At 75.2% G+C, this 22255-nt stretch carries 21 protein-coding genes; 5 read left to right on the top strand and 16 right to left on the bottom strand.

The window, feature by feature from the left end:
* Positions 1-442: 442 nt before the first annotated feature.
* From ACH4F6_RS13300 to ACH4F6_RS13285, 4 genes are all read right to left on the bottom strand, one after another.
* On the bottom strand, positions 443-652 hold the full coding sequence (locus ACH4F6_RS13300) for a hypothetical protein (RefSeq protein ID WP_397960213.1): 210 nt from the start codon (positions 650-652) through the stop codon (positions 443-445).
* Between the two features lie 88 nt (positions 653-740).
* The gene (locus tag ACH4F6_RS13295; protein ID WP_397960212.1) at positions 741-1625 is read right to left on the bottom strand and encodes an SDR family oxidoreductase; all 885 of its coding nucleotides are present in this window, start codon (positions 1623-1625) and stop codon (positions 741-743) included.
* On the bottom strand, positions 1622-2503 hold the full coding sequence (locus ACH4F6_RS13290; protein WP_397960211.1) for an alpha/beta fold hydrolase: 882 nt from the start codon (positions 2501-2503) through the stop codon (positions 1622-1624). The genes ACH4F6_RS13295 and ACH4F6_RS13290 overlap by 4 nt, the downstream gene beginning before the upstream one ends.
* On the bottom strand, positions 2500-4011 hold the full coding sequence (locus ACH4F6_RS13285; RefSeq protein WP_397960210.1) for a flavin-containing monooxygenase: 1512 nt from the start codon (positions 4009-4011) through the stop codon (positions 2500-2502). Before ACH4F6_RS13285 ends, ACH4F6_RS13290 begins: the two co-directional genes overlap by 4 nt.
* A gap of 134 nt (positions 4012-4145) precedes the next feature.
* On the opposite strand from ACH4F6_RS13285, the gene ACH4F6_RS13280 reads away from it, so the two are divergent.
* Entirely contained in the window at positions 4146-4811 is a 666-nt protein-coding gene (locus ACH4F6_RS13280) for a MerR family transcriptional regulator (RefSeq protein WP_397960209.1), read from the top strand.
* On the opposite strand, the gene ACH4F6_RS13275 is transcribed toward ACH4F6_RS13280, so the two are convergent.
* Complete coding sequence (locus ACH4F6_RS13275; protein ID WP_397960208.1) at positions 4799-5602, bottom strand: exodeoxyribonuclease III; 804 nt, start codon at positions 5600-5602, stop codon at positions 4799-4801. The two genes, ACH4F6_RS13280 and ACH4F6_RS13275, sit on opposite strands and share 13 nt — an antisense overlap.
* Before the next feature lie 147 nt (positions 5603-5749).
* Between ACH4F6_RS13275 and ACH4F6_RS13270 the strand changes: the two genes are divergently transcribed.
* Positions 5750-6232 (top strand): GNAT family N-acetyltransferase, encoded by a 483-nt coding sequence (locus ACH4F6_RS13270; protein WP_397960207.1) that lies wholly within the window; start codon positions 5750-5752, stop codon positions 6230-6232.
* Here the strand turns inward: ACH4F6_RS13270 and ACH4F6_RS13265 are convergent.
* Both ACH4F6_RS13265 and ACH4F6_RS13260 read right to left on the bottom strand, forming a co-directional pair.
* Entirely contained in the window at positions 6222-6899 is a 678-nt protein-coding gene (locus tag ACH4F6_RS13265; protein ID WP_397960206.1) for a response regulator, read from the bottom strand. The two genes, ACH4F6_RS13270 and ACH4F6_RS13265, sit on opposite strands and share 11 nt — an antisense overlap.
* On the bottom strand, positions 6854-8164 hold the full coding sequence (locus ACH4F6_RS13260; RefSeq protein WP_397960205.1) for a sensor domain-containing protein: 1311 nt from the start codon (positions 8162-8164) through the stop codon (positions 6854-6856). The genes ACH4F6_RS13265 and ACH4F6_RS13260 overlap by 46 nt, the downstream gene beginning before the upstream one ends.
* 167 nt (positions 8165-8331) lie before the next feature.
* Between ACH4F6_RS13260 and ACH4F6_RS13255 the strand changes: the two genes are divergently transcribed.
* Positions 8332-9180: an ABC transporter ATP-binding protein gene (locus ACH4F6_RS13255; RefSeq protein ID WP_397960204.1), complete on the top strand. Its 849-nt coding sequence runs from the start codon at positions 8332-8334 to the stop codon at positions 9178-9180.
* Positions 9174-11570, top strand: a complete 2397-nt coding sequence (locus ACH4F6_RS13250) for an FtsX-like permease family protein (protein ID WP_397960203.1) — start codon at positions 9174-9176, stop codon at positions 11568-11570. The genes ACH4F6_RS13255 and ACH4F6_RS13250 overlap by 7 nt, the downstream gene beginning before the upstream one ends.
* Before the next feature lie 125 nt (positions 11571-11695).
* Here ACH4F6_RS13250 and ACH4F6_RS13245 read toward each other — a convergent pair whose 3' ends face one another.
* On the bottom strand, positions 11696-12343 hold the full coding sequence (locus ACH4F6_RS13245; protein WP_397960202.1) for a LuxR C-terminal-related transcriptional regulator: 648 nt from the start codon (positions 12341-12343) through the stop codon (positions 11696-11698).
* Entirely contained in the window at positions 12328-13569 is a 1242-nt protein-coding gene (locus ACH4F6_RS13240) for a sensor histidine kinase (RefSeq protein WP_397960201.1), read from the bottom strand. The genes ACH4F6_RS13245 and ACH4F6_RS13240 overlap by 16 nt, the downstream gene beginning before the upstream one ends.
* A 173-nt stretch (positions 13570-13742) precedes the next feature.
* On the opposite strand from ACH4F6_RS13240, the gene ACH4F6_RS13235 reads away from it, so the two are divergent.
* Positions 13743-15746: a serine hydrolase domain-containing protein gene (locus ACH4F6_RS13235; RefSeq protein WP_397960200.1), complete on the top strand. Its 2004-nt coding sequence runs from the start codon at positions 13743-13745 to the stop codon at positions 15744-15746.
* A gap of 38 nt (positions 15747-15784) precedes the next feature.
* Here the strand turns inward: ACH4F6_RS13235 and ACH4F6_RS13230 are convergent, their stop codons facing one another.
* The 7 genes from ACH4F6_RS13230 to ACH4F6_RS13200 all read right to left on the bottom strand — a co-directional run bounded on the left by ACH4F6_RS13230 (position 15785) and on the right by ACH4F6_RS13200 (position 22253).
* Positions 15785-16015 (bottom strand): acyl-CoA carboxylase subunit epsilon, encoded by a 231-nt coding sequence (locus ACH4F6_RS13230; protein WP_397960199.1) that lies wholly within the window; start codon positions 16013-16015, stop codon positions 15785-15787.
* 16 nt (positions 16016-16031) lie between these two features.
* Positions 16032-17228, bottom strand: coding sequence for a methionine adenosyltransferase (gene metK / locus ACH4F6_RS13225; protein ID WP_397960198.1), 1197 nt, complete (start codon positions 17226-17228; stop codon positions 16032-16034).
* Positions 17229-17634: 406 nt separating this feature from the next.
* Positions 17635-18753: a class I SAM-dependent methyltransferase gene (locus ACH4F6_RS13220; protein WP_397960197.1), complete on the bottom strand. Its 1119-nt coding sequence runs from the start codon at positions 18751-18753 to the stop codon at positions 17635-17637.
* A gap of 53 nt (positions 18754-18806) precedes the next feature.
* A complete protein-coding gene (fabG, locus tag ACH4F6_RS13215; RefSeq protein ID WP_397960348.1) occupies positions 18807-19523 on the bottom strand; it encodes a 3-oxoacyl-ACP reductase FabG in 717 nt (238 codons plus the stop codon).
* Between the two features lie 137 nt (positions 19524-19660).
* Positions 19661-20779 (bottom strand): beta-ketoacyl synthase N-terminal-like domain-containing protein, encoded by a 1119-nt coding sequence (locus ACH4F6_RS13210; protein ID WP_397960196.1) that lies wholly within the window; start codon positions 20777-20779, stop codon positions 19661-19663.
* Between the two features lie 2 nt (positions 20780-20781).
* Positions 20782-22002 carry a beta-ketoacyl-[acyl-carrier-protein] synthase family protein gene (locus ACH4F6_RS13205; protein ID WP_397960195.1) on the bottom strand — a complete coding sequence of 407 codons (1221 nt, stop codon included), beginning with the start codon at positions 22000-22002 and terminating at the stop codon, positions 20782-20784.
* On the bottom strand, positions 21999-22253 hold the full coding sequence (locus ACH4F6_RS13200; protein WP_189934720.1) for an acyl carrier protein: 255 nt from the start codon (positions 22251-22253) through the stop codon (positions 21999-22001). Before ACH4F6_RS13200 ends, ACH4F6_RS13205 begins: the two co-directional genes overlap by 4 nt.
* Positions 22254-22255: the final 2 nt, after the last annotated feature.

Genomic DNA, 22255 nt, shown 5'->3' with positions numbered 1-22255 from the left:
AACCGCGGCGACAGGCGCCCGCCGGGAACCGCGTGCCGACCGTCGGCCATCCGCAGCGGGCGGCCACCGCCACACCCGGGCACAGGGCGCTCCCCTCGGCGTCCGGCGCCCTGGCCGGGGAACGGCCCCGGAGCGTGCCGGTTCCGGTCAAGTCCGCTTCGTGCAGCGGCTCCTGACGTCGATTCATCGCCGTGCGGGCGGTCCGCCCCGGGGATCCCCGGGCGCGGGGACGACGCTCCGTCCGGCTCCCCGGCCGGCGCCGCCGCCCGCCGGGTGCGGTCCCGCCGCCCCCTCCGCGCGGCGGGCCGTCCGGCCCGGTCCCGCCCCGGAGGCGCCCCAAGGGGCGCTGCCCGGCGGGCCGTTGGAGTCGCGGCAGGCGAAGAAAGGGGTGCCCCTGGGCGGGGCACCCCTTCCGCGGTGCTTCAGTTCAGGACGTCAGACGTCACACGTCGTAGTCCGCGTCGAGCCGGTCCTGCTCCTCGCGCTCGCGCTCGCGCTGGCTGCGCTCGCGCTCGTGCTCGGGCATGCTCTCGTCCCGGTCGCGGCGGCCGCGGCCACGCTGCTGAGCCGGCTCCTTGGCCTGCTCCATCTTCTGCTTGGCCTGGTTCTGCCACTGCTCGGCCTGGTCCTGGAACTTGTCCTTCATACCCATGTGGGTTCACTCCCGTTGAGGGTGAGGGGTACGGCCCTTGGTCGGGCCTCGACCAGATTCACACGGGGGGACGAAGCACGCATTTCGATCAACTACGCTGCGTAGCGCGGGCTTCCTCGTCGGCCGCCCCACCTGCGCCGACGAGTCCCGTGCGCATTCCCCGCAGCCGGGGCTCGAACCGCCTCATCTCCCGCTGCCCGATCGTCCCGATGATCCCCGGCAGGTATCCGCGCACGCTCTGCATCCCGCGCAGCCACCACTGCCCGTACACATGGGCGGACCGCCGCTCGATGCCGGCGACGAGCCGGTCGACGGCCGGGCCCAGCGGGTACGTCTTGTTGGACGGCCACGGCAGCCGCTGCCGCAACTCCCGCATCACGTCCTCCTGGTCGGCTCCGCGCACCATGTCGGTGTCCGTCCAGGACAGGTAACCGACGCCCACCCGCACGCCCTTGTGGCCGACCTCGGCGCGCAGGCTGTGCGCGTACGCCTCCACCCCCGACTTGGACGCGCAGTACGCCGTCATCATCGGCGCCGGGGTGATCGCGGCGAGCGAGGCGATCTGGAACAGGTACCCGCGGCTCGCCGTCAGCAGCGGCAGGAAGGCACGGGCGGTGACGGCCGAGCCGATGAGGTTGACCTCGATGACCCGGCGCCAGGCCTGCGGGTCGGAGTCGGCGAAGGGACCGCCGGTGGCCACGCCCGCGTTGGCGACCACGACGTCCACCTTGCCGAAGCGCTCCTTCACCTCCTGGGCGACCCGGGTCATCGCCTCCTGGTCGGTGACGTCGGCGTACCAGTGGGCGCTGTCGCCGTGCAGCCGTTCCGCGACCTGCTTGAGGGCGTCCGGCTCCAGGCCGACCAGCGCGATCCGCGCGCCGCGCGCGGACAGCTTGCGGGCGAGGAGTTCGCCGACACCGCGGGCGGCGCCCGTGACGACGACGACCTGTCCTTCGAGACCGACCCTGCTCATGCGCCCTCCTTGAGCTTCGGTGCGTGCATGGTGGTGAGTTCCCGGATCTTCCCGGTCACCAGGTCCGGCGCCTCGACCGGGGTCATGTGGCCGAGGCCGGCCAGTTCGGTCAGGCCGACGCAGTCCGGGAGCGCCTCGGCGAGCCGGCGGGCGTGCACCGGCGGGGTCAGCCGGTCGGCCGTGCCCACGATCACCGCCGTCGGCACCCGCAACTCCCGTACGGCGTGGTCGAGGTCGAGCAGGCTCAGCACGTGCGACCAGGCGTGGCGCACCCGGCGCGGGCAGGCGTGCACGATCCGGGCGCACGTCTCGACCATGTGCGGCGCCGAACCGGCGCCCATGGTGGCGTACTTGAGGATCCGCAGGGCGACCGGGGTGACCGGGCCGAGCGGCGCCCGCGACCCGAGGACCCGGCCCGTCAGCCAGGTCCGCAGCCGGCCGGGGCGCAGGGGCAGCACGGTCGACTCGGCGACCAGCCGCGAACTGCCCGTGCTGCACAGCAGGACGGCCGCCGCGTGCGCGCGGAAGGCGGGGCGGCCGGCCGCCGCCATGATCGTCATCCCGCCCATGGAGTGCCCGGCCACCGTCGCCTTCTCGCCGGGCGCGAGGGTCGCGAGGAGGACGGCCTCGAGGTCGTCGGCGAGGGCGTCGGTGCTGCACGCGGGGCTCGCCGGGGTGCGTCCGTGGCCGCGCTGGTCGTAGGCGATGACCCGGTGGTCGGCGGACAGGGCGCGGATCTGCTCCGCCCAGAAGGCGGTCGAGCAGGTCCAGCCGTGGGCGAGGACGACGGCCGGGGCGCCGTCGGGGCCGTGCACCTCGACGTGCAGGGGGGTGCCGTCGGCGGAGACGGCGGTGAGGGTGCGGACGGGGGCGCTCACGCGGTCGCCTCGCTCGTGGCCGGCGTTGCGGGGCGCTTCGGCGCGGGTGGGCGCAGGACCTCGTACTCGGCGAGGTCCACGCGCCGGGTCTCCCGGCGGAACTCGCTCGTCGTGCCCGGCCAGATGGTGGTGTTGCGGCCGCTCGCGTCGAGGTACCAGCTGGTGCAGCCACCGGTGTTCCACACCGTGCGCTTCATGCGCTCCTGGACGCGGCGGGTCCAGGCGTGCACGGCGCTGGGACGGGCGGCGAGGGCGGCACGGCCCCCGAGGACGTCCAGCTGGCGCAGGTAGTCGGCCATGTAGTTCAGCTGGGACTCGATCATGAGGATCATCGAGGAGTTCCCGAGGCCGGTGTTGGGGCCGATGATCGTCATCCAGTTGGGGAAGCCGGCCGCGCTGGCGCCGCGCAGGGCCTCCATGCCGTTCTCCCAGGACTCCGCGAGGGTCCGTCCGTCGGCGCCGACGACCCGGTCGGCGATCGGCATGTCGGTGACGTGGAACCCGGTGCCGAACACGATCGTGTCGACCTCGGCCTCGCTGCCGTCGGCGGCGACGAGCGTGTTCCCGCGGATCTCGCGCAGCCCGCTCGCCACCACGTCCACGTTGGGCCGGGCCAGGGCCGGGTAGTACTCGCTCGACAGCAGGATCCGCTTGCAGCCGATGCGGTAGTCCGGGGTGAGCTTGGCGCGCAGGGCCGGGTCCTTGACGGCGCGGGTCATGTTGCGGCGGGCGAGCTGCTCGACGAAGCCGAGTTCGTTCGGGTGCTTGGTGAAGGCCTGCACCTGCAGTTCGCGGATGCCCCACAGGAGCCCGCGACGGGCCTTGGCGGTGAACGGCAGCAGCTGGTGCAGCCGGCGTTCGGCGCGGCTGATGGCCCGGTCGACGCGGGGCATCACCCACGGCGGGGTGCGCTGGAAGAGGGTCAGGTGACCGGCCTTCGGCTGGATCGCGGGCACGATCTGGACGGCGGAGGCGCCCGTGCCGACCATGGCGACGCGCTCACCGGTCAGGTCGTGGTCGTGGTCCCAGCGGGCCGAGTGGAACACCTTGCCGGGGAAGGTGTCCAGGCCGGGGATGTCCGGGATCTTCGGGTCGGACAGCGGCCCGGTGGCGGAGACGACGACGTCGGCGGACAGCTCGCCGCTCGCGGTCTCGATGTCCCACCGCAGCTCCTCCCCGTTCCACGTCATCCGCTTGACCTCGGAGTCGAAGCGGAGGTGGGGGCGCAGGCCGAAGGCGTCCGCGACGTGCTCGAGGTAGGCGCGGATGTGCTCCTGCCCGGAGAAGGTGCGCGGCCAGTCGGGGTTCGGCGCGAAGGAGAAGGAGTAGAGGTGGGAGGGCACGTCGCAGGCACACCCCGGATAGGTGTTGTCCCGCCAGGTGCCGCCGACGCCGCCGGCCCGCTCCAGGACGACGAAGTCCGTGATCCCCTCCCGGCGCAGCCGCACGGCGGCTCCCAGCCCGCCGAACCCGGACCCGATCACCGCCACCCGCACGTGTTCGGTCATGCCGACACCTCCCGTCGTACGACGCCACGACCTTGCCAGTGAACACTGGCAAGGTTGGACTGTAGAACAGCTCCGTACCGAGCGGTAGGGTCCGGAAGAGGGAAGTTACCCCGAGTACGACATAGGCTTCCGCCGTGGTGGACAAGCGCGAGTACCGGACGGAGGAGCTGGCCAGGGAGGCCGGCATCACAGTGCGCACCCTGCGCTTCTACCGCGAGCGCAAACTGCTCGCGCCACCGCGCCGGGAGGGCCGCATCGCCTGGTACGACGACCACCACCTGGCCCGCCTGCGCACGATCGCGGCGCTCCTGGAGCGCGGCCACACCCTCACCGGCATCGCCGAGCTGGCGGACGCGCTGGACCAGGGCCGCGACGTGGCCGACCTGATCGGCGTGGGCGGACCGACCGAGGAGGAACCGGTCCACCTCACCCCCGAGGAGCTCGCCGCCCGCTTCGAGGGCCAGGTCACCCCCGAGAACCTCGCCGCCGCCCTGGACCTCGGCTACCTGGGCACCGACGGCGACGAGATCGTCCACATCAGCCGCCGCCTGCTGGACGTCTCCGCGGCCCTGGTCCGCGAGGGCATCCCCCTCGCGGACGTCCTGGCGGCCGGCGCCCGCGTCCGCGAACACGCCGACGTCCTCGCCGAACTCTTCACCACCCTGGTCCTGCGCCACGCCGGCGAACAGGCCCTGCCCCGCCTGCGGCCGCTGGCGAGGAGCGTGGTGGAGGCGGAGCTCTCACTGGCGCTGGACCGGCGGCTGCGCGAGGGCGGCGGACGGTCCGGTCAGAGGTCGTAGACCACGGTCACGGGCGCGTGGTCGGACCAGCGCTCGGCGTGGGTGGCGGCCCGTTCCACGAAGCCCTTGACGGCCTTGGCGGCGAGGCCGGGGGTGGAGACGTGGAGGTCGATCCTCCATCCCGCGTCGTTGTCGAAGGCCCGCCCCCGGTACGACCACCACGTGTACGGGCCCGTCGTCTCCGGGTGCAGGACGCGGACGACGTCCACGTAGCCGCCGGCCTCCGGGGTGAGGACCCGGGTCAGCCAGTCGCGCTCCTCCGGGAGGAAGCCGGAGGACTTCTGGTTGGCGCGCCAGTTCTTCAGGTCGGCCTGCTGGTGGGCGATGTTCCAGTCGCCGCAGACGAGGACCTCGCGGCCGTCGGCGGCGGCGCGCTCGCGCAGGGCCCCGAGGTGGGCGAGGAACTCGCCCATGAAGCGGACCTTCTCGTCCTGGCGCTCGGTGCCGACCTCGCCGGAGGGCAGGTAGAGGGAGGCGACCGTGACGCCGGGCAGGTCGGCCTCGACGTAGCGGCCGGCGGTGTCGAACTCGGAGGAGCCGAAGCCGACGCGGACGGCGTCCGGTTCGCGGCGGGTGTAGAGGGAGACGCCGGCGCGGCCCTTGGCGGCGGCGGGGGCGTGCGTGACGTGCCAGCCCTCCGGGGCGCGGACCTCCTCGGGCAGTTGCCGCGGCTCGGCGCGCACCTCCTGGAGGCACAGCACGTCGGCGGAGGTCCCGGCGAGCCACTCCACGAAGCCCTTCTTCGCGGCGGCGCGCAGCCCATTCACGTTCACGGAGGTCACCGTCAGCAAAACACTCTCCTCGACCTCACAGGTGACCCGGTCGGAAGGACACGTTGTCCGAGGTCACGGTCAGCACCCCGGCACGATACCGGCACACTGGACCCGGTCCGGTTTTCACCTTCGTCACGACTGTTGTATGGATATACCTTGAGCCACATGATCATACGTCGCGTTTCCTTCGACCACCCCGACGCCGTCAAGCTGAACGACGAGGTCCAGGCCGAGTACCACGAGCGCTACGGCGACGGCGGTGACGCCACGGTGCTGGAGCCGGCCGACTTCGATCCGCCGCGTGGCGTTTATCTCATCGCCTACGACGAGCTGGACCGGCCCGTGGCCACCGGCGGCTGGCGCAGCCAGGACGAGAACGGCGAGGGGAACGAGGACGGGGACGCCGAGCTCAAGCGGATGTTCGTGGTCAGGGAGATGCGCGGGCGGGGGCTGGCCCGGCGGATGCTCGCCGCGCTGGAGGAGGACGCGCGGGCGGCGGGACGCCTCCGGATGGTGCTGGAGACCGGCACCGAGCAGCCGGAGGCCATCGCGCTGTACACGTCCAGCGGGTACGAGCCGTGCACGAAGTTCGGCTACTACCGCACCTACGAGTCGAGCCTGTGCTACGCCAAGCCGCTCAGCTCCTGAGGTAGGCGAGGACCGCGAGCACGCGGCGGTGGGTGTCGTCGGCGGGGGGCAGGTCCAGTTTGGTGAGGATGCCGCCGATGTGCTTGCCGACGGCCGCCTCCGACACCACCAGGGCCCGGGCGATCGCGCCGTTGGACCTGCCCTCCGCGACCAGCGCCAGCACCTCCCGTTCCCGGGGGGTGAGGCGGGCCAGCGGGTCGCGGCGGCGGCGCAGCAACTGCCGTACGACCTCCGGGTCGACGACCGTGCCGCCGGCCGCGACCTCGTGCAGGGCGTCGACGAACTCCTCGACCTGGCCGACGCGGTCCTTGAGGAGGTAGCCGACGCCGGTGCCGTCGCCGGAGTCGAGGAGTTCGGCGGCGTAGGACCGCTGGACGTACTGGCTGAGGACGAGGACGGGCAGGCCGGGCCGCTCGGCGCGCAGGCGGACCGCCGCGTGCAGGCCCTCGTCCTGGAAGGCGGGCGGCATGCGGACGTCGGTGACCACGATGTCGGGGGTGTGCTCGGCGACGGCCGCGAGCAGCGCGGGGGCGTCGCCCACGGCCGCGGCCACCTCGTGGCCGAAGCGGGTGAGCAGGGTGGTCAGCCCGTCGCGCAGCAGGACGCTGTCCTCGGCGAGGACTACGCGCAGGGCGTCGACGCGCAGGCCGTTTCCGTCGGCTCGCAAGGAATCTCCACTCGTAGCAGGGTCGGCCCGCCCGGCGGGCTGGTCAGCGACAGTTTTCCCGCCAGGACCGACACCCGGTCGGCGAGTCCGGTGAGACCGGTGCCGCGGCCGGCGTCGGCGCCGCCGCGGCCGTCGTCCGCCAGCTCCAGCACGAGCCGGCCGTCCCGGTGTTCCCCGCGCACCCGGGCGCGGCGTGCGCCGCTGTGCCGGGCCACGTTGGCGAGCGCCTCGCAGACCACGAAGTAGGCGGCGGTCTCGACGGGCGGGGGCAGGCGGCCGGGGAGTTCCAGGTCCAGGTCGACGGGGACGGGCGAGCGGTCGGCGGCGTCGGCGACGGCGGCTTCGAGGCCGTGGTCGGCGAGGACCTTCGGGTGGATGCCGTGGATCAGCTCGCGCAGTTCGGCGAGGGCGGCGCCCGCCTGCTCCTGGGCCTTGGCGAGCTGTTCGGCGAGGGGTCCGCCGGGCGGGGCGTCGAGGCGGGCCAGGCCGAGGGTCACGGTGAGGGCGACGAGGCGTTGCTGGGCGCCGTCGTGCAGGTCGCGCTCGATGCGGCGGCGTTCGGCCTCGAAGGCGTCGACGAGGCGGGCGCGGGAGCGGGTGAGTTCGGCGACGCGGGCGGCCGGGCCGCCGTCGCGCGGGGCGAGCAGCCGGCGGGTGAGGGCGGCCCGGGCGGCGGCCGCGGCGCCGAGGGCGTAGGCGCCGGCGGCCAGCAGCAGGACGCCCGCGGCGGCCGTGGCGCAGGCGGTGGGCCGGTCGGTGACCGTCCACACCTTCAGCACCTTCGTCTCGCGGCCCCCGCCGACCGTCGCCAGCAGGACCGGGGTCGCGGCCATCGAGAGCGGGGAGGCCAGGGCCACGGCCGCCAGGAGGGCCTCGGCGGGCCAGAGCAGGACCGCCATGAGGAGGGTGTGGCCGAGGTCGCGCCAGGTGGCGCGTTCGCGCAGGCGGGTGGTGAGCCAGGCGCGCAGGCCGGGAGCGGCCGGCTCGGCGTGCGGGTCGGGCGCCTCGTCCGCGTCCACGATCCGCAGGCGGCGGCGCTCCAGGGCCGCCACGGGCAGTCCGGCGAAGGCGAGGGCGGCGAGCAGCGGCAGCCCGACCAGGGCGACGGCGAGGACGCCGCCCACGACGGCCGCCGCGGCCAGGCCGGCCAGGACCACGGCTCCCGTCGCCGCCCCCGTCAGCAGGTAGGCGGCCGCGCGCCAGGGCCACGGCGACAGCAGGTAGCCCGGGCGGGAGAGGGCCTGCCACACGGTTCGTGGATGCATGCGGATCACCGTAGGAGGCGTGCCCGGGGGCGGGCCATCCGTTCGGCGGGAGGTGCGGGGGTATGCCTGGCCCTACCCCGGGTCTCGTCCCTGCCCCAGCGACCGGGGCCCGCCCCGCGCGGTTTCGTGGTGCCACCGACACCGAACCAGGGGAAGCGCAGGCCGAGATGACCGAACACGCCGTCCGACTGACCGCCGTCCGGCGGGAGTACGGAACGAAGGGCGCGCGGGTGACCGCGCTCGACGACGTCTCCCTGGCCCTGCCCCGCGGCTCGTTCACCGCCGTCATGGGGCCGTCGGGGTCGGGCAAGTCGACGCTGCTCCAGTGCGCGGCGGGGCTGGACCGGCCCGACGCGGGGTCGGTGCGGATCGGCGGGACGGAGCTGACCGGGCTGAGCGAGCGGCGGCTGACGCTGCTGCGGCGGGAGCGGATCGGGTTCGTGTTCCAGGCGTTCAACCTGCTGCCCGCGCTGACCGCCGAGCAGAACGTGGCGCTGCCGCTGCGGCTGGCGGGCCGGCGTCCGGCGAAGGCACGGGTGCGGGAGGCGCTGCGGCAGGTCGGGCTCGCGGAGCGGGCCCGGCACCGGCCGGGCGAGCTGTCCGGCGGGCAGCAGCAGCGGGTCGCGCTGGCCCGGGCGCTGGTCACCCGGCCCGAGGTGCTGTTCGGCGACGAGCCGACCGGCGCGCTGGACTCCACGACGGGCCGCGAGGTCCTCACGCTGCTGCGCGGCACGGTCGACCGGGACGGCCGGACGGTGGTGATGGTGACCCACGATCCGGTGGCCGCGTCGTACGCGGACCGGGTGGTGTTCCTGGTCGACGGCCGGGTGCACGGCGAACTCGCCGGAGCGGACGCGGGGACGGTCGCGGCGCGGATGGCCGCGCTGGAGGACGGCCGCCCGTCGGCCGCGCCGGAGGACGGCCGGACGGTCGCGCCGGAGGAGGGGCCCCCGTCGGCCCGGCGGCCGGCCGGCGCGCGGCCGGGGGCCGGGCGGGGGGAGGTCGCGCCGTGCTGAGGGTCGCGATCCGGACGCTGCGGGCCCGGTGGGCCGCGTTCGCCGGGAGTTTCGTCGCCCTCGCGCTGGGGGTGGGGCTGCTGGCCGTGATGGGGCAGGCGCTGGCGGCCTCGTTCCAGGCGCCCGTGCGGGCGCCGGAGCGGTTCGCGGCGGCGCCGGTGGTGGTGCGGGGGCAGGACGCCCTGCGGGTGGAGACCCCGGCCGGGGCGCGCACGGCGGAGCTGGCGCAGCCGCGTGCCGTTCCGGCGGACGTCGTGACCGCGTTGCGGGCGCTCGGACCGGTCACCGAGGACCGGTCCTACCCGGTGCGGGGGGCGGGCGGGCCCGGCGGGCTGGTCGGGCATCCGTGGTCGACGGCGCGGTTCGCCCCGTACGAGCTGAGCGCGGGGCGGGCGCCCCGGGCGGACGGCGAGGCGGTCGTCACCGGGGACCGGGCGGCCGTGGGCGAGCGGCTGGGCAACGGCGACCTGGTCGTGGGGACGGTGCGCGGGCTCGGTTTCGAGGACGCGGTGTTCCACACCGACGCGCGGGCCGCCGAACTGTCCGCCGAGTCGGTCCAGTTGGTGGTGGAGGCGGATCCGGCCGCCGTGCGGGCCGTCGTGGCCGGCTCGGGGGCGCGGGTGCTCACCGGGGACGAACGGCGGCTGGCGGACGCGGACCCCGGACGGGACGGGGAGGCGCTGACCGCGCTCAACGCGCTGTTCGGGACGGCGGGCGGGGTGACGGCGTTCGTGTCGGTGTTCGTCGTGTCGTCCACGTTCGCGTTCTCGGTGGAGCGGCGGCGCCGGGAGTTCGGGCTGCTGCGCCTCGCGGGCGCCACGCCGGGACAGGTGCGGCGGACGGTCCTGCTGGAGGCGCTGCTGGTCGGCGTCCTCGCCTCGGCGGCGGGCTGCGCGCTGGCGGCGGCCGGGGCGCCGCGGCTCGGCGAGGCGGTGGTCGAGGGCGGTCTCGCGCCGGGCTGGTACGCGATCGGCGGGCACACCTGGCCGTACCACCTCGCCTTCTGGACGGGCCTGTCGGTGGCCCTCGCGGGCGCGGCCGTCGCGTCCTGGCGGGCCGGGCGGACCGCGCCGGCGCGGGCGCTGCGCGAGGCGGCGGCGGACGGGCGGGCGCTGCCGTGGGGGCGGCTGGTGTGCGGGGCCGCGCTGCTGCTCACGGCCGCGGCGACCCTGGCGTACGCGCTGGCCGCCGATCCGGGCGACCTGCTGCACCGCAAGACGTACGTCAGCCGGCCGATGCTGCTCGTCACGGCGACGGCGCTCCTCGCGCCCGTCCTCGTACGGCCGTTGGTGCCCCGGTGGCCCGGTACGACCGGTCTGCTGGTGCGGGCGCACGCCGTCGCCGGGGTGCGGCGCACCGCGGCCGTCGCGGCACCCGTGCTGGTGACGGTGGCGCTCGCGGGCTCCCTGCCGGGCGCGACGGCCACGCTGGACGAGGCCGGGGCGGCGGAGGCACGGCGGCGGACGGCGGCGGACTTCGTGGTGACGGACGTCGGCGAGGGGGCGCTGGAGGAGCTGCGGCGGGTGCCCGGCGCGGTGGTGTTCCCGTCCGCCGCGACCGCCGTGTACGCCCTGGAGGACGGGGTGGCGCTGGTGCGTTCGCCGGCGCGGGCGGTGGATCCGCGGGCGCTCGACGGGGTCGTACGGCTGCCGGTGGTGGCGGGGCGGACGGCGGACCTGGACGACGGGTCGATCGTGGTGAACGAGGAGTGGGCCGAGCACCGGGTGGGGCACCGGGTGCGGGTGTGGCTCGGCGACGGGACGGCGAGGACGCTGCGGATCGCCGCCGTCCTGGCCACCGGTACGGGCGACAACGGGGCGTACGTCACCGCCGCGAACGCGGGCGGGGCGGACGTCGACCGGGTCGACGTGCGGGTGCGCGCGGGGGCCGACCCGGCGGGGGTCGCGGCGGGGCTGCGGGCGGTCGGCGGGGTGCGGGTGCGGTCCGGAGCGGAGTGGGCGGCCGCGAGCCGCCCCGGGACCGACGGCACGACCCGGCTCGGCATGCTCCTCGTCCTGGGCCTGGCGCTCCTCTGCACCGGCATCTCCCTCGCCAACACCCTCGTCATGGGCGCCGCCGAGCGGCGCCGGGACGTGGCGGCGCTGCGGCTGGCCGGGGCGACCGGCGGGCAGGTCCTGCGGTGGGCCGTCGCGGAGGCGCTGACCGTGGTCGCGGTGGGGGCGGCACTGGGGCTGGCGGTGACGGTCGTCGACCTGGCCGGCATGGCGGGCGCGCTGGGACTGCTGTCCGCACCGGTGACGGTGGTCGTGCCGTGGCCGGCGCTCGGGTGGGTGACGGGAGCGTGCGCGCTGATCGCGGTGACGGCGACGACGCTGCCGACGGGACTGGCCCTGCGCAGACCGCCCGGCGGGACGTCCGCCCCGGTCTGAGGCGGTGGGCGAGGGCCCGGCCTCCGGTCGGCGGGCCGCCGGTGCCCGGCGCGGGGGGAGGGGGTCGCGCCGGTGTCGGGCGGGGCGGCTCCTCGCCTGCGGTCACGGGCACGGGCGGTCGCGGGTCATTTGAGGAACGCCAGGACCGCCAGGACCCGCCGGTTGGCGTCGTCGGAGACCGGCAGGTCGAGTTTGGCGAAGATGTTCGAGGTGTGTTTGATGACGGACCGCTCGGTGATCACCAGGGACTGGGCGATCGAGGCGTTGGAGCGGCCCTCCGCCATCAGCGCCAGCACCTCCCGCTCGCGCGGGGTGAGCCGGGCGAGGGAGCCGGTGGGGCCGTTGCTGTCCTTGGCGAACAGCTTGGCGACGACGTCGGGGTCCATCGCGGTGCCGCCGGCGGCGACCCGGCGGACGGACTCCACGAACTGGTCGGGGTCGAAGACGCGGTCCTTGAGGAGGTAGCCGATGCCCCCGCTGCCGTCGGCGAGCAGCTCACGCGCGTAGAGCTGCTCGACGTACTGGGAGAGGACGAGCACCGGCAGGCCCGGGACCTGCCTGCGGGCCTGCAGGGCGGCCTGCAGGCCCTCGTCGGTGAAGGTGGGCGGGAGGCGCACGTCGACGACCGCGACGTCGGGCCGCTCGTCGACCAGGGCCCGTAACAGGCTGGGGCCGTTGTCGACGGCGGCCACGATCTCGAAGTCGTACGCCTCCAGCAGCCGCACCAGGCCGTCGCGCAGGAGGAAGAGGTCTTCGGCTAGGACAACGCGCAAGGGATCTCCAGGGTGAGGGTGGTGGGTCCGCCCACCGGACTGTGGACCGCCAGCACACCGTCGAAGGCGGCGAGGCGGCGCTCGATGCCGCGCAGTCCGGTGCCGCGGGAGGCGTCGGCCCCGCCGTGGCCGTCGTCGCTGACCTGGGCGCGGATCCGGCCGTCGGCGTACCAGAGGTCGACGGCGACGTGGGTGGGGGCGGCGTGCTTGGCCGCGTTGGTCAGGAGCTCGGAGACGGCGAAGTAGACGGCGGACTCGACGGGGGCGTCGGCGCGACCGGGCAGTTCGGCGGTGACGGTGACGTCGAGGGGGCTGTCCATGGCGAGGGCGCGGACGGCGTCGGCGAGACCGCGGTCGGCGAGGACCGGCGGGTGGATGCCGCGGATCAGGTCGCGCAGCTCGTTCAGGGCGGTGGCGGAGGCCTTGCGGGTGTCGGCGAGGATCGCGCGGACCGCCTCCGGGTCCTTGGCGAGGAGCTGCTCGGCGACCCCGAGGTTCATGCCGAGGGCGACGAGGCGGGCCTGGGCGCCGTCGTGCAGGTCGCGCTCGATGCGGCGCAGTTCGGCGGCGGAGCTGCTGACGACCTCGGAGCGGGTGCGGGTGAGGTGGAGGACCTTGCGGGAGGTCTCGGTGGGGGCGAGCAGGGTGTGGGCGAGCTGGGCGTGGGCGCGCAGGACGGCGGGGGCGGTGAGGAGACCGAGCAGGAGGGTGGGGACGCCCAGCCCGAGGGCGAACAGCGCGCTCCCGCTGTCCGTCACCTTGACGAACCAGTACCAGTTGTTGCCGCCGTTGCTGGTGATGTCCTCCCACAGCAGCGGCATCAGCAGGCCGAAGACGCCGAAGGCGACCAGGGCGAGCGGCAGCAGGACGAGGACGAGGCCGACGGTCGGGCTGACCAGCATCCACGCCAGGTCCCGCCAGGTCGCCGGGTCGGTGAGGATCCACTGGTTGCGGGTCCACCAGCCCTTGAGGCCGCCCTCGCGCGGCGGTTCGGGCAGGTACGGCTCGGGGATGCCGCCGTCCAGGCGGGCGCCGGCCAGCCGGCGGGTGAGGTTCACGGTGCCCCGGGCGGCGACGGCGGCCGCCGGGATCAGGAAGAGGCCGATGCCCGCCCCCAGGAGGGAGATCGCGGTCACCAGCAGCGAGAAGAAGAGGACCTCCACCATCGCGAGGCCGGCCAGCGGAAGTCCGGCGCCGACGGAACGCGCGCTCTTGGCGATGCTCATGCCACAACTCCTGGGATCTGGCGGCCCGTTGCCGCCGTTCGTGTTACATGGTGGTGCTCCGGGTACCGTCGATCACGGGACCATTGTCCCCTCTCGGGGGGTGTAGCCAGGTACCCCTCGGACACCACAAAGGGCCCTGGGACGCGGCGCCCGCGGCGGGTGGAATCGGAGGCATGACGAGCCGAGAGCGAATCCTCATCCTGGTGGCGGCCGTGGTGGCCGCCGTCCTGTGCGTGGTGACCCCGGCCGCCGCGGACGGGCGCACGACGGGCCGTGCGGCGGGGCGTACGGCGTCCGCCGGACAGGGCGCCCTGTCCGCACTCCTGGACGAGCTGGTGCCGAAGCAGCTGGCCGAGTACCGCGTCCCGGGCGCCTCCGTGGTCGTCGTCCACCGCGACGGGCGGACGCTGACCAAGGGCTACGGGCTGGCGGACGTCGAGCGCGGGGTGCGCAGCGACCCGCGGCGCACCGGCTACTTCATGGCCTCCGACGCCAAGCTGTTCACCGCCGTCGCCGTGCTCCAGCAGGTGGAGAAGGGCCGGCTGGACCTGAACGCCGACGTCAACCGGTACCTGACCACCTTCAAGATCAAGGACGAGTACCCGGGCCACCCGGTGACGGTACGTCACCTCCTGACGCACACGGCCGGGTTCGACACCAGCATCCTCGGCCGGGGCGGCACCGCGCCCGAGGCGGCGGGCGCCCTCGGCGAGAGCCTCGCCGAGCACCAGCCGTCCCGGGTCCGGCCGCCGGGCCAGGTCGCGAGCTACGACAACTACGGTGTGGCGCTGGCCGGTTACCTGGTCGAGCAGGTGACCGGGACACCCTTCGCCGCCTACGTCGACCGCAACGTCCTCGAGCCGCTCGGCATGACCCGCACCACCTTCGCCCGCCCCGACGCGCGCACCGCGGACACCCTGGCCCGCGGCTACCGTCCCGACGGGGGCCGGCAGCGCGCCGAGGACGGCCAGTACGGCGCCTGGACGCCCACCGGCGCCGGCGCCGTCACCACCGCCGCCGACATGGGCCGTCTGATGCACGCCCTGCTCAACGACGGCGGCCGCGTCCTGACCGGCGCCTCCGCCCGGGCCATGCTGCACCGCCAGTTCGGCAACGACCCGCGCCTGCCCGGCGTCGGCTACCTGCTGGAGGAGCGCGAGCGGGACGGCCGGCGGATGTGGGTCAAGGACGGCGACCTGCCCGGCTTCCACGGCAACCTGGCGCTGCTGCCGGCCTTCGGAGTCGGCGTGTACGTCGTCTACAACGGCGACGGCGAGGACGGCAGCGCCTCCTACGCCGGCCAGGAGCTGGTGAACCGGGTGGCGGACCGGCTGGCCGGCAGGACCGCCGCGGCCGCCCCGGGCACCGGCGCCGACGGCGCGTCCCACCGCGCCGACCGCCCGGGCACGGCCGCGACCGCCGGTTCCGCCCGGCTCACCGCGCAGGCCCGCGGCGCCGCCCCGGCCGCCTCGTCGTACTCCGGCTACTACCGGACCACCCGCACCAGCACCTCCGACCTGACGCGGGTGGCGGCGCTCACCTCCTCCGTGCACGTCACCGCCGGCGCGGACGGCGCGCTGACCACGACCGGGCTGGCCCGGGACCCGCGGGTCGGCGAGCAGCACTGGGTGCCGGTCGCGCCGGGCGTGTTCCAGGAGCGCGGCGGCCAGGACCGGATCGCCTTCCGGGACGGCCGGCTGGCCCTGGCCTCCGACCCGACCCAGGTGTTCCAGAAGCTGCCCTGGTACCAGTCCCCCGCCCTGCACCAGCAGGCACTGCTCGGCGGCCTCGCGGTGCTCGGCGCGGCCGTCCTGCTCCTGCCGCTGGTGGCGTACGCGCGGCGCCGCAGGGCGAAGGCGCCCGGCGGCCGGGTCGCCTGGGCGCTGGCCTGGGTCACCGGGGCGCTGCTGGCCGCGGCGACCGTGTGCTTCGTCCGGCTCACCGGCGACGGCAACGCCCTCAACCGGACGGTGCTGGTCGGCGACTCGCCCCTGCTGACGCTGATCCCGCAGCTGGTCGCCGCCGCGGCGGCCGCCACCGCCCTGCTCGCCGTGTGCACCGTGGTCGCCTGGCGGCGCCGCTGGTGGCCGGTGGCCGGCCGGATGGCGTTCACCGGTCACACGCTGGCGGCGGCGGTCGTGGTGGCCCTGGGCGCGGCCTACGGCCTGATGCCCTGACCCGCCCACGGCCCGCCGCCGCACGGGGACGCGCCGGGTCATCCGGTGTCCCTCCAGGAGCCCGCCGTCCGGTACTCGCCCGGACGGCGGCGCCACCATTCCGCCACCGAACGGGTGGCCTCCGCCGACTCGGGACGGGCCTGCGTGAACGCGTACAGGACGAGGGTGAGGGCGGCGAGCTCGGTCATGTCGGGCTCGCCGGAGACGACCTCGAAGCGGGGCGCGGGAAGTCCCGCGGGCAACGGCAGTGCGGGCGGATCCGTGGACATCACCGCTCCCTCCCGCTCAGCCCAGGCCCGCGGCCGCGCGGAGCTTGTCGGCCCGGTCGGTGCGCTCCCAGGTGAAGTCGGGCAGCTCGCGCCCGAAGTGGCCGTAGGCCGAGGTCTGCGCGTAGACCGGGCGCAGCAGGTCGAGGTCGCGGATGATGGCCGCCGGGCGCAGGTCGAACACCTCGCCGACGGCGTCCTTGATGCGGTCCACGGCGACCCTGGCGGTGCCGAAGGTCTCCACGAACAGGCCGACCGGCTCGGCCTTGCCGATGGCGTAGGCGACCTGGAGCTCGCAGCGGTCGGCGAGACCGGAGGCGACGACGTTCTTCGCGACCCAGCGCATCGCGTACGCGGCGGAACGGTCCACCTTCGAGGGGTCCTTGCCGGAGAACGCGCCGCCGCCGTGCCGGGCCATGCCGCCGTAGGTGTCCACGATGATCTTCCGCCCGGTCAGGCCGGCGTCACCGGTCGGACCGCCGATCTCGAACCGCCCGGTCGGGTTGACCAGGACGCGGAAGTCGTCGGTCTCCAGCTCGATCCCGCGTTCGCGCAGCGCGGCCAGCTCGGGCTCGACGACGTGCGTGCGGATGTCCGGGGCGAGGAACGTCTCCAGGTCGACGTCGCCGGCGTGCTGGGAGGACACGACGACCGTGTCCAGCCGGACCGGACGGCTGCCCCGGTACTCGACGGTGACCTGCGTCTTGCCGTCCGGGCGCAGGTAGGGCACGGTGCCGTCCTTGCGCACGGCGGTCAGCCGCTGGGCCAGCCGGTGCGCGAGGTGGGCCGGCAGCGGCATCAGCTCGGGGGTGTCCCGGCAGGCGTACCCGAACATCAGCCCCTGGTCGCCGGCGCCCTGGGCGTCCAGCGGATCGCCCTGGGCCCCGTCGGCGTCCACACCGCGCGCGATGTCCGGTGACTGCTGCCCCAGCGAGACGGAGATCCCGCAGGTGGCGCCGTCGAACCCCTTGACGGAGTGGTCGTACCCGATGTCCAGGATCTGCCGGCGCACCACGTCGGCGACGTCGAAGCAGGCGGTGGAGGAGACCTCCCCCGCGAGGTGCACCTGCCCCGTCGTGATCAGCGTCTCCACGGCGACCCGCGCATACGGATCCTGCGCGAGGTGCGCGTCCAGGACGGCATCGCTGATCCGGTCGGCGATCTTGTCCGGATGACCCTCCGTCACAGACTCGGAGGTGAAGAGATGGCGCGTCATCGTGTGCTCCCTTCCGGATGGGTGGGGTGGCGTGACGTGGGGGGTGGTGGGGTGGGGTGGAGTGGGTGCGGAGGTGGAGCAGGGGGGTGGCGTGACGTGGGGGGTGAGGGAGTGGGGGAGGGGACGCGGTCCCCGCCGGGGTCCGGGGCGGAGCCCCGTGGCGGGGCTCTTCGGCCCACCGGGTCGGGCGGGTGGGTGGGGGGGCCGACACCCCCCCCCCCCCCCCCCCCCCCGCCGGGGGGGCGCGGGGGCGGGCCGCCCCCCCCGGGGGCGGGGGGGGGGCCGCCGGGGGGGGGCGGGGGGGGGGGGGGGGGGGGGGGGGGGGGGGCGGGGCGCGGGGGGGGGGGGGGGGGGGGGGGCGCCCCCCGCCCCGACACCCCACCCCCCGCCCCACCCCCGGCAGGGGCTACGCGTGGCCGGCCAGCAGCACCCGGTGCATGGGCGTGTCCAGCAGCGCGACCCGCCGCAGCCCGGCGTCGGCGAGCCACTGGTCGTAGTCCTGGACGGTGTAGGCGTCCCCGCCCCCGGTGGCCAGCATCGACGCGGCGAAGAGCCGGAAGAAGCGGTTCTGGACGTTGTCGCCGCCGGCCTCCTCGTCGACGATGTGGTCGACGACGGCGATGAGCCCGTCCTCGGTGAGCCCCTTCGCCGTCTTCAGCAGCAGCTCGTGCGCGGACTCCGGCGTCTGGAGGTGGAAGATGTTGACGAACAGCGCCAGGTCGGTGCCGTTGCCCCAGTCGTCGTTCCAGAAGTCGGCGGTCAGCGGCTCGAACCGGTCGTGGACGCCGAGCCGCTCGGCCTGCTGGGAGGCGATCGCGGTGATCCGCGGCGCGTCCAGGCCGCGCGCGGTCAGCCGCGGGAACGCCTGCAGCAGGAGGTGGCTGTAGATGCCGGTGCCGCAGCCGACGTCCAGCAGCAGGGCGTCGGTGTCGTCGCCCCAGCCCCGCTCGCGCAGCGCGTCGGCGAGGACGGAGGCGACCGGCGGCGCCCAGAAGTTGATGCCGCGGGCGAGGGAGGTGTAGTCCTCCTCGGATATCTGGTTGACCTGCTGGCCGCCGTGCGCGCCGCGGGCCCCGCTGCGGACGTTCTCGGCGAGGTGCCGCCAGGCGTTCCAGGCGACGTTGCGGTCGTGGGTGATCTTCCCGGCGAGGCTGTAGATCCCGTCGGGCGCGAAGACGTCGTGCAGGGCGGCGGGCAGGGTGTAGACGGCCTGGCCGTCGCCGCCGCGCTCGCGCTGGACGATGTCGTAGGCGTGCAGGCCGTCCAGCAGGACCCGGGTGGCGCGCAGGTCGGTGCCGAGGGTCTCGGCGAGGCCGGCGGCGGTGGCCGGGCCGGCGGTCAGGGTGGCGAAGACGCCCAGGTCCTGGGCGGCCTCGATGACGCCGGGCGCCCACATGCCGATGAGGTGCTCGTAGACGCGGTGGGTGGCGCGGGTGCCCGTGTCGTCCCGGGGCAGCAGGCGGGTGTCGACGAGCGGGGTGTGGTTGGCGGTGGCCTTGGGCGTGAGGTCGACGGGCGCGGTCATGGCAGGTCTACTCCCGTGGTGGGGTGGGTGGGTGAGGTCGGTGGTGCGGGCGGTCACACGACGATCCCGCCGTCGATCCGGAGCACCGCGCCTGTGATGTACGCGGCCTTGTCGGAGACGAGGAAGGCGATCGACTCGGCCACCTCCTCGGCGGTGCCGAAGCGGCCGAGGGGGACGGCGGCGAGGGTGCGGGCGCGCTGTTCCTCGGTGAAGGCCCCCGCGGTCATGTCGGTCTCGATCATGCCGGGGGCGACGGCGTTGACCCGGATCCCGAACCGGGCGGCTTCCTTGGCGAGGGCGCAGGTCAGGCCGATGATCCCGGCCTTGGAGGCGGAATAGTTGCCCTGCCCGGGGTTGCCGGCCCCGGACACGCTGGACAGGGTGATGATCGAGCCGGCCCTGCGCTTGACCATCGGGAAGAGGGCGGCGCGGCAGACGTGGGCGGTGCCGTCGAGGTTGGTGTCGATGACGTCCTGCCAGTCCTCGTCGGACATCAGCAGCAGCGGCCGGTCGCGGGTGATGCCGGCGGAGGCGACGGCGACGGCGACGGGACCGAGTTCGCTCTCGGTGCGGGCGACCCAGTCCCGTACGGCCCGCGCGTCGGCCACGTCCAGGCGTTGCGCGAGGCTGCGCACGCCCCGTTCGGCCAGTTCCTTCCCGAGCCGGTTCGCCGCGTCCTCGTCGGACCGGTAGGCGAAGCTGACGTCGTACCCGTCCGCGGCGAGCCGCAGCGCGGTGGCCCGTCCGATGCCGCGCGAGCCGCCGCTGATGAGCGCGACCCCGGCGGAGCCGGCACCGCTCCCGGCGCCGCTCCCCGCGGCGGTCCCGGCAACGCTCCCGGCGGCCCGGCGGGCGCCGCTCGCCCCGTCTGCGCCCGGGGACGCCCCCGGGGCCTCGTGCGCGGCGCTCACGGCGCCTCCCCGAGCAGCCGCACCACCGCGCCGGCGACGGAGCCGTCCCGGTCGACCGAGGTGATCACGGCCGGCCGGCCGTGGGCGGCGGGGTCGCGGCGGGCGGCGGCCAGGAGGGCGGCGAGCTGGAAGGGGGCGGAGGCGGCGGCGGTGTCGCCGATGCGCTCGTGGACCCGTACCCGGCCGGTCGCCTCGGCGCCGAACACCCTCCTGAGCAGGGCGGTCTCCACGTGGCCCACCCTTCCCGTGAGGCCGCCGCCCACGGCCGCCCACACCTGTGAGGCGTCGACGCCGGCGGCCGCGAGGGCGTCGCGGACCGATGCCTCGGCCGTGCTGGCGAGCTGGTCGTCGACGTCGACGCGGGCGTCGACGGCGAGGAGTTCGGCCAGTGCGGTGCGGCCGGCCGGTATGCCGTTGCCCGGCTCGACCAGCAGCAGGGCGCAGCCCTCGCCGAGCGGTCCGGGCGTCTCGTCGGCGCCGCGGGTGTGGTGCTCGATCCAGGAGCGGGTCGGCGAGTACTCCTCGACGGCGCCGACCAGGACCCGTTCGGCGCGGCCGGCCGCGAGGAGGCGGCGGGCGTAGCCGAGGGCGAGCAGCCCGGAGGGACGGCCGCCGGCGAGGGTGGTGTTGGGGCCCTTGAGTCCGAAGCGGATGGCGCTGGCGGCCGCGGGGCAGTTCATCAGGACGTTCGGCATGAACTGGGCCGGTACGTCGTAGGGCTTCTCGCCGGTGAAGGAGGCGTGCGCGAAGTCGTGCTGGCTCTGCGCGCTGCCGAGGGTGGTGGCGAGGACGAGGGCGGTGCCCGTGCCGACCGGCACCGGCCGCTGCTGCCGGGACGCCTCGTCGAAGAGTTCCCGTACGGCGGTGACGGCGAGGCCGGTGGCGCGGTCCATGGTGCGGGTGCCGGCCCGGCCGAGCACCTCGCGCACCTCGAAGCCGGGGACGAGGCAGGCCTGTTCGCCGGCGTGCCCGTCGGGGACGGGGACGGCGCGGCTGCCGTCGCCGGTGTCCGCTGCGATGCCCCGTGCGTAGTCGGCGCTCTCCAGGCCGTACGGCGAGACGGCCGACCAGGCGGTGATGAAGTGGCGGTCCGTGGGGACCGCGACGGTCGTCATGATCAGGTCTCCTGGTGTCTGCCGAGGACGACGGCGGCGTTGTTGCCGCCGAAGGCCAGGCCGTTGTTGACGACGACCTCGAGATCGGCGTCGACGGCGTGGTTGGGCACGCAGTCGACGGCGCACTCGGGGTCGGTGGTGCGGTGGTTGACGGTCGGCGGGATGAAGCCGTGCGCGAGGGCGAGCGCCGAGGCGGCGGCTCCGAGGGCGCTGGCGGCGCCCATGGTGTGGCCGAGCATCGACTTCAGGGCGACGGTGCGCGGCGGCCGTTCCCCGAACACCTGGCGGACGGCGCGGATCTCGGTGACGTCGTTGGTGGGGGTGCCGGTGCCGTGCGCCGAGACGAGGTCGACCTCCTCGGGCTTGACGCCGGCGTCGGCCAGGGCGAGCCGCATGACCTGCGCGACGCTGTCCATGTTGGGCGCGGTCGGGTGGTGGGCGTCGCAGTTGAGGCCGTAGCCGAGGAGCTCGGCGTAGACGCGGGCGCCCCTGGCCCGCGCCGACTCCAGGTCCTCCAGGAGGAGGACGCCCGCGCCCTCGGCGGTGAGCAGCCCCTCCCGTTCGGCGTCGAAGGGCCGGCAGCGGTCGGAGGCGACCAGGCCGAGCCGGTGGAACCCGGCGAAGGTGCGCCGGGTCAGCGCGTCCGCGCCGCCGACGAGCGCCCATTCGGCCTCGCCGGAGCGTACGGCGTCGTAGCCGTCGCCGACGGCGTAGTTGCCGGCCGCGCAGGCGGTGCCGAGGACGGAGGGCACCGCCCTCGGCAGCCGCAGCTCCTTGACGACGGCGAGGGCGAGGCGGTGGGCGGCGAGCCGGCCGACCCCGACCGGGTCGAGGCCGGCCGGCGGGGTGCCGTTCGCCTGGGCCTCGACGAGCCGGTCGAGGGCGTCGGCCTCGCCGTCGGTGGTGCCGACGGTGACCAGGCCCGGCCGGTCCCGCAGGTCCGCCGGGTCGAGCCCGGCGTCGCCCACCGCCATGCGGGCGGCGGCGACGGAGAACTGCGTGGCGCGGCCGAGCTGTTCGGCCGGCGTGTGGCGGACCCACTCGGACGGGGTGAAGCCGTGCACCTCGTGGGCGAGTTGCCGACGGAAGCCGGTGCTGTCGAAGCGGGTGATGGGGCCCGCTCCGCACCGGCCCTCGCGCAGGCCCCGGGTGAACTCGGTGACGCCGTTGCCGATGCTGGACAGGACCCCGATCCCGGTCAGCACCACACGCCGGGCGGTCATCGCGCTTCGGCCCGGGCCAGGACCTCGAGGACGGCCTCGAGGTTGACCATCTTCGGCAGTTCGTCCTGCTCGATCGTCACGCCGAAGGTCTTCTCCAGCGTGGACAGCAGCTCGATGGCGGCGAGGGAGTCGGCGCCGTAGTCGTCGACGAACAGGCCGGTGCGGGTCAGCTCCTCCTCCAGTTCGAGGGCGTCGGCGATGATCTCTCTCACCTGGGCCTCGACGGCCTCGTCGATGGTGATGGCACTCATGG

The sequence above is a fragment of the Streptomyces sp. NPDC017936 genome (genome assembly GCF_044328485.1).
In the GTDB taxonomy this organism is placed as follows: Bacteria; Actinomycetota; Actinomycetes; order Streptomycetales; family Streptomycetaceae; genus Streptomyces.
This window is presented reverse-complemented; position numbering and strand designations above follow the sequence as displayed.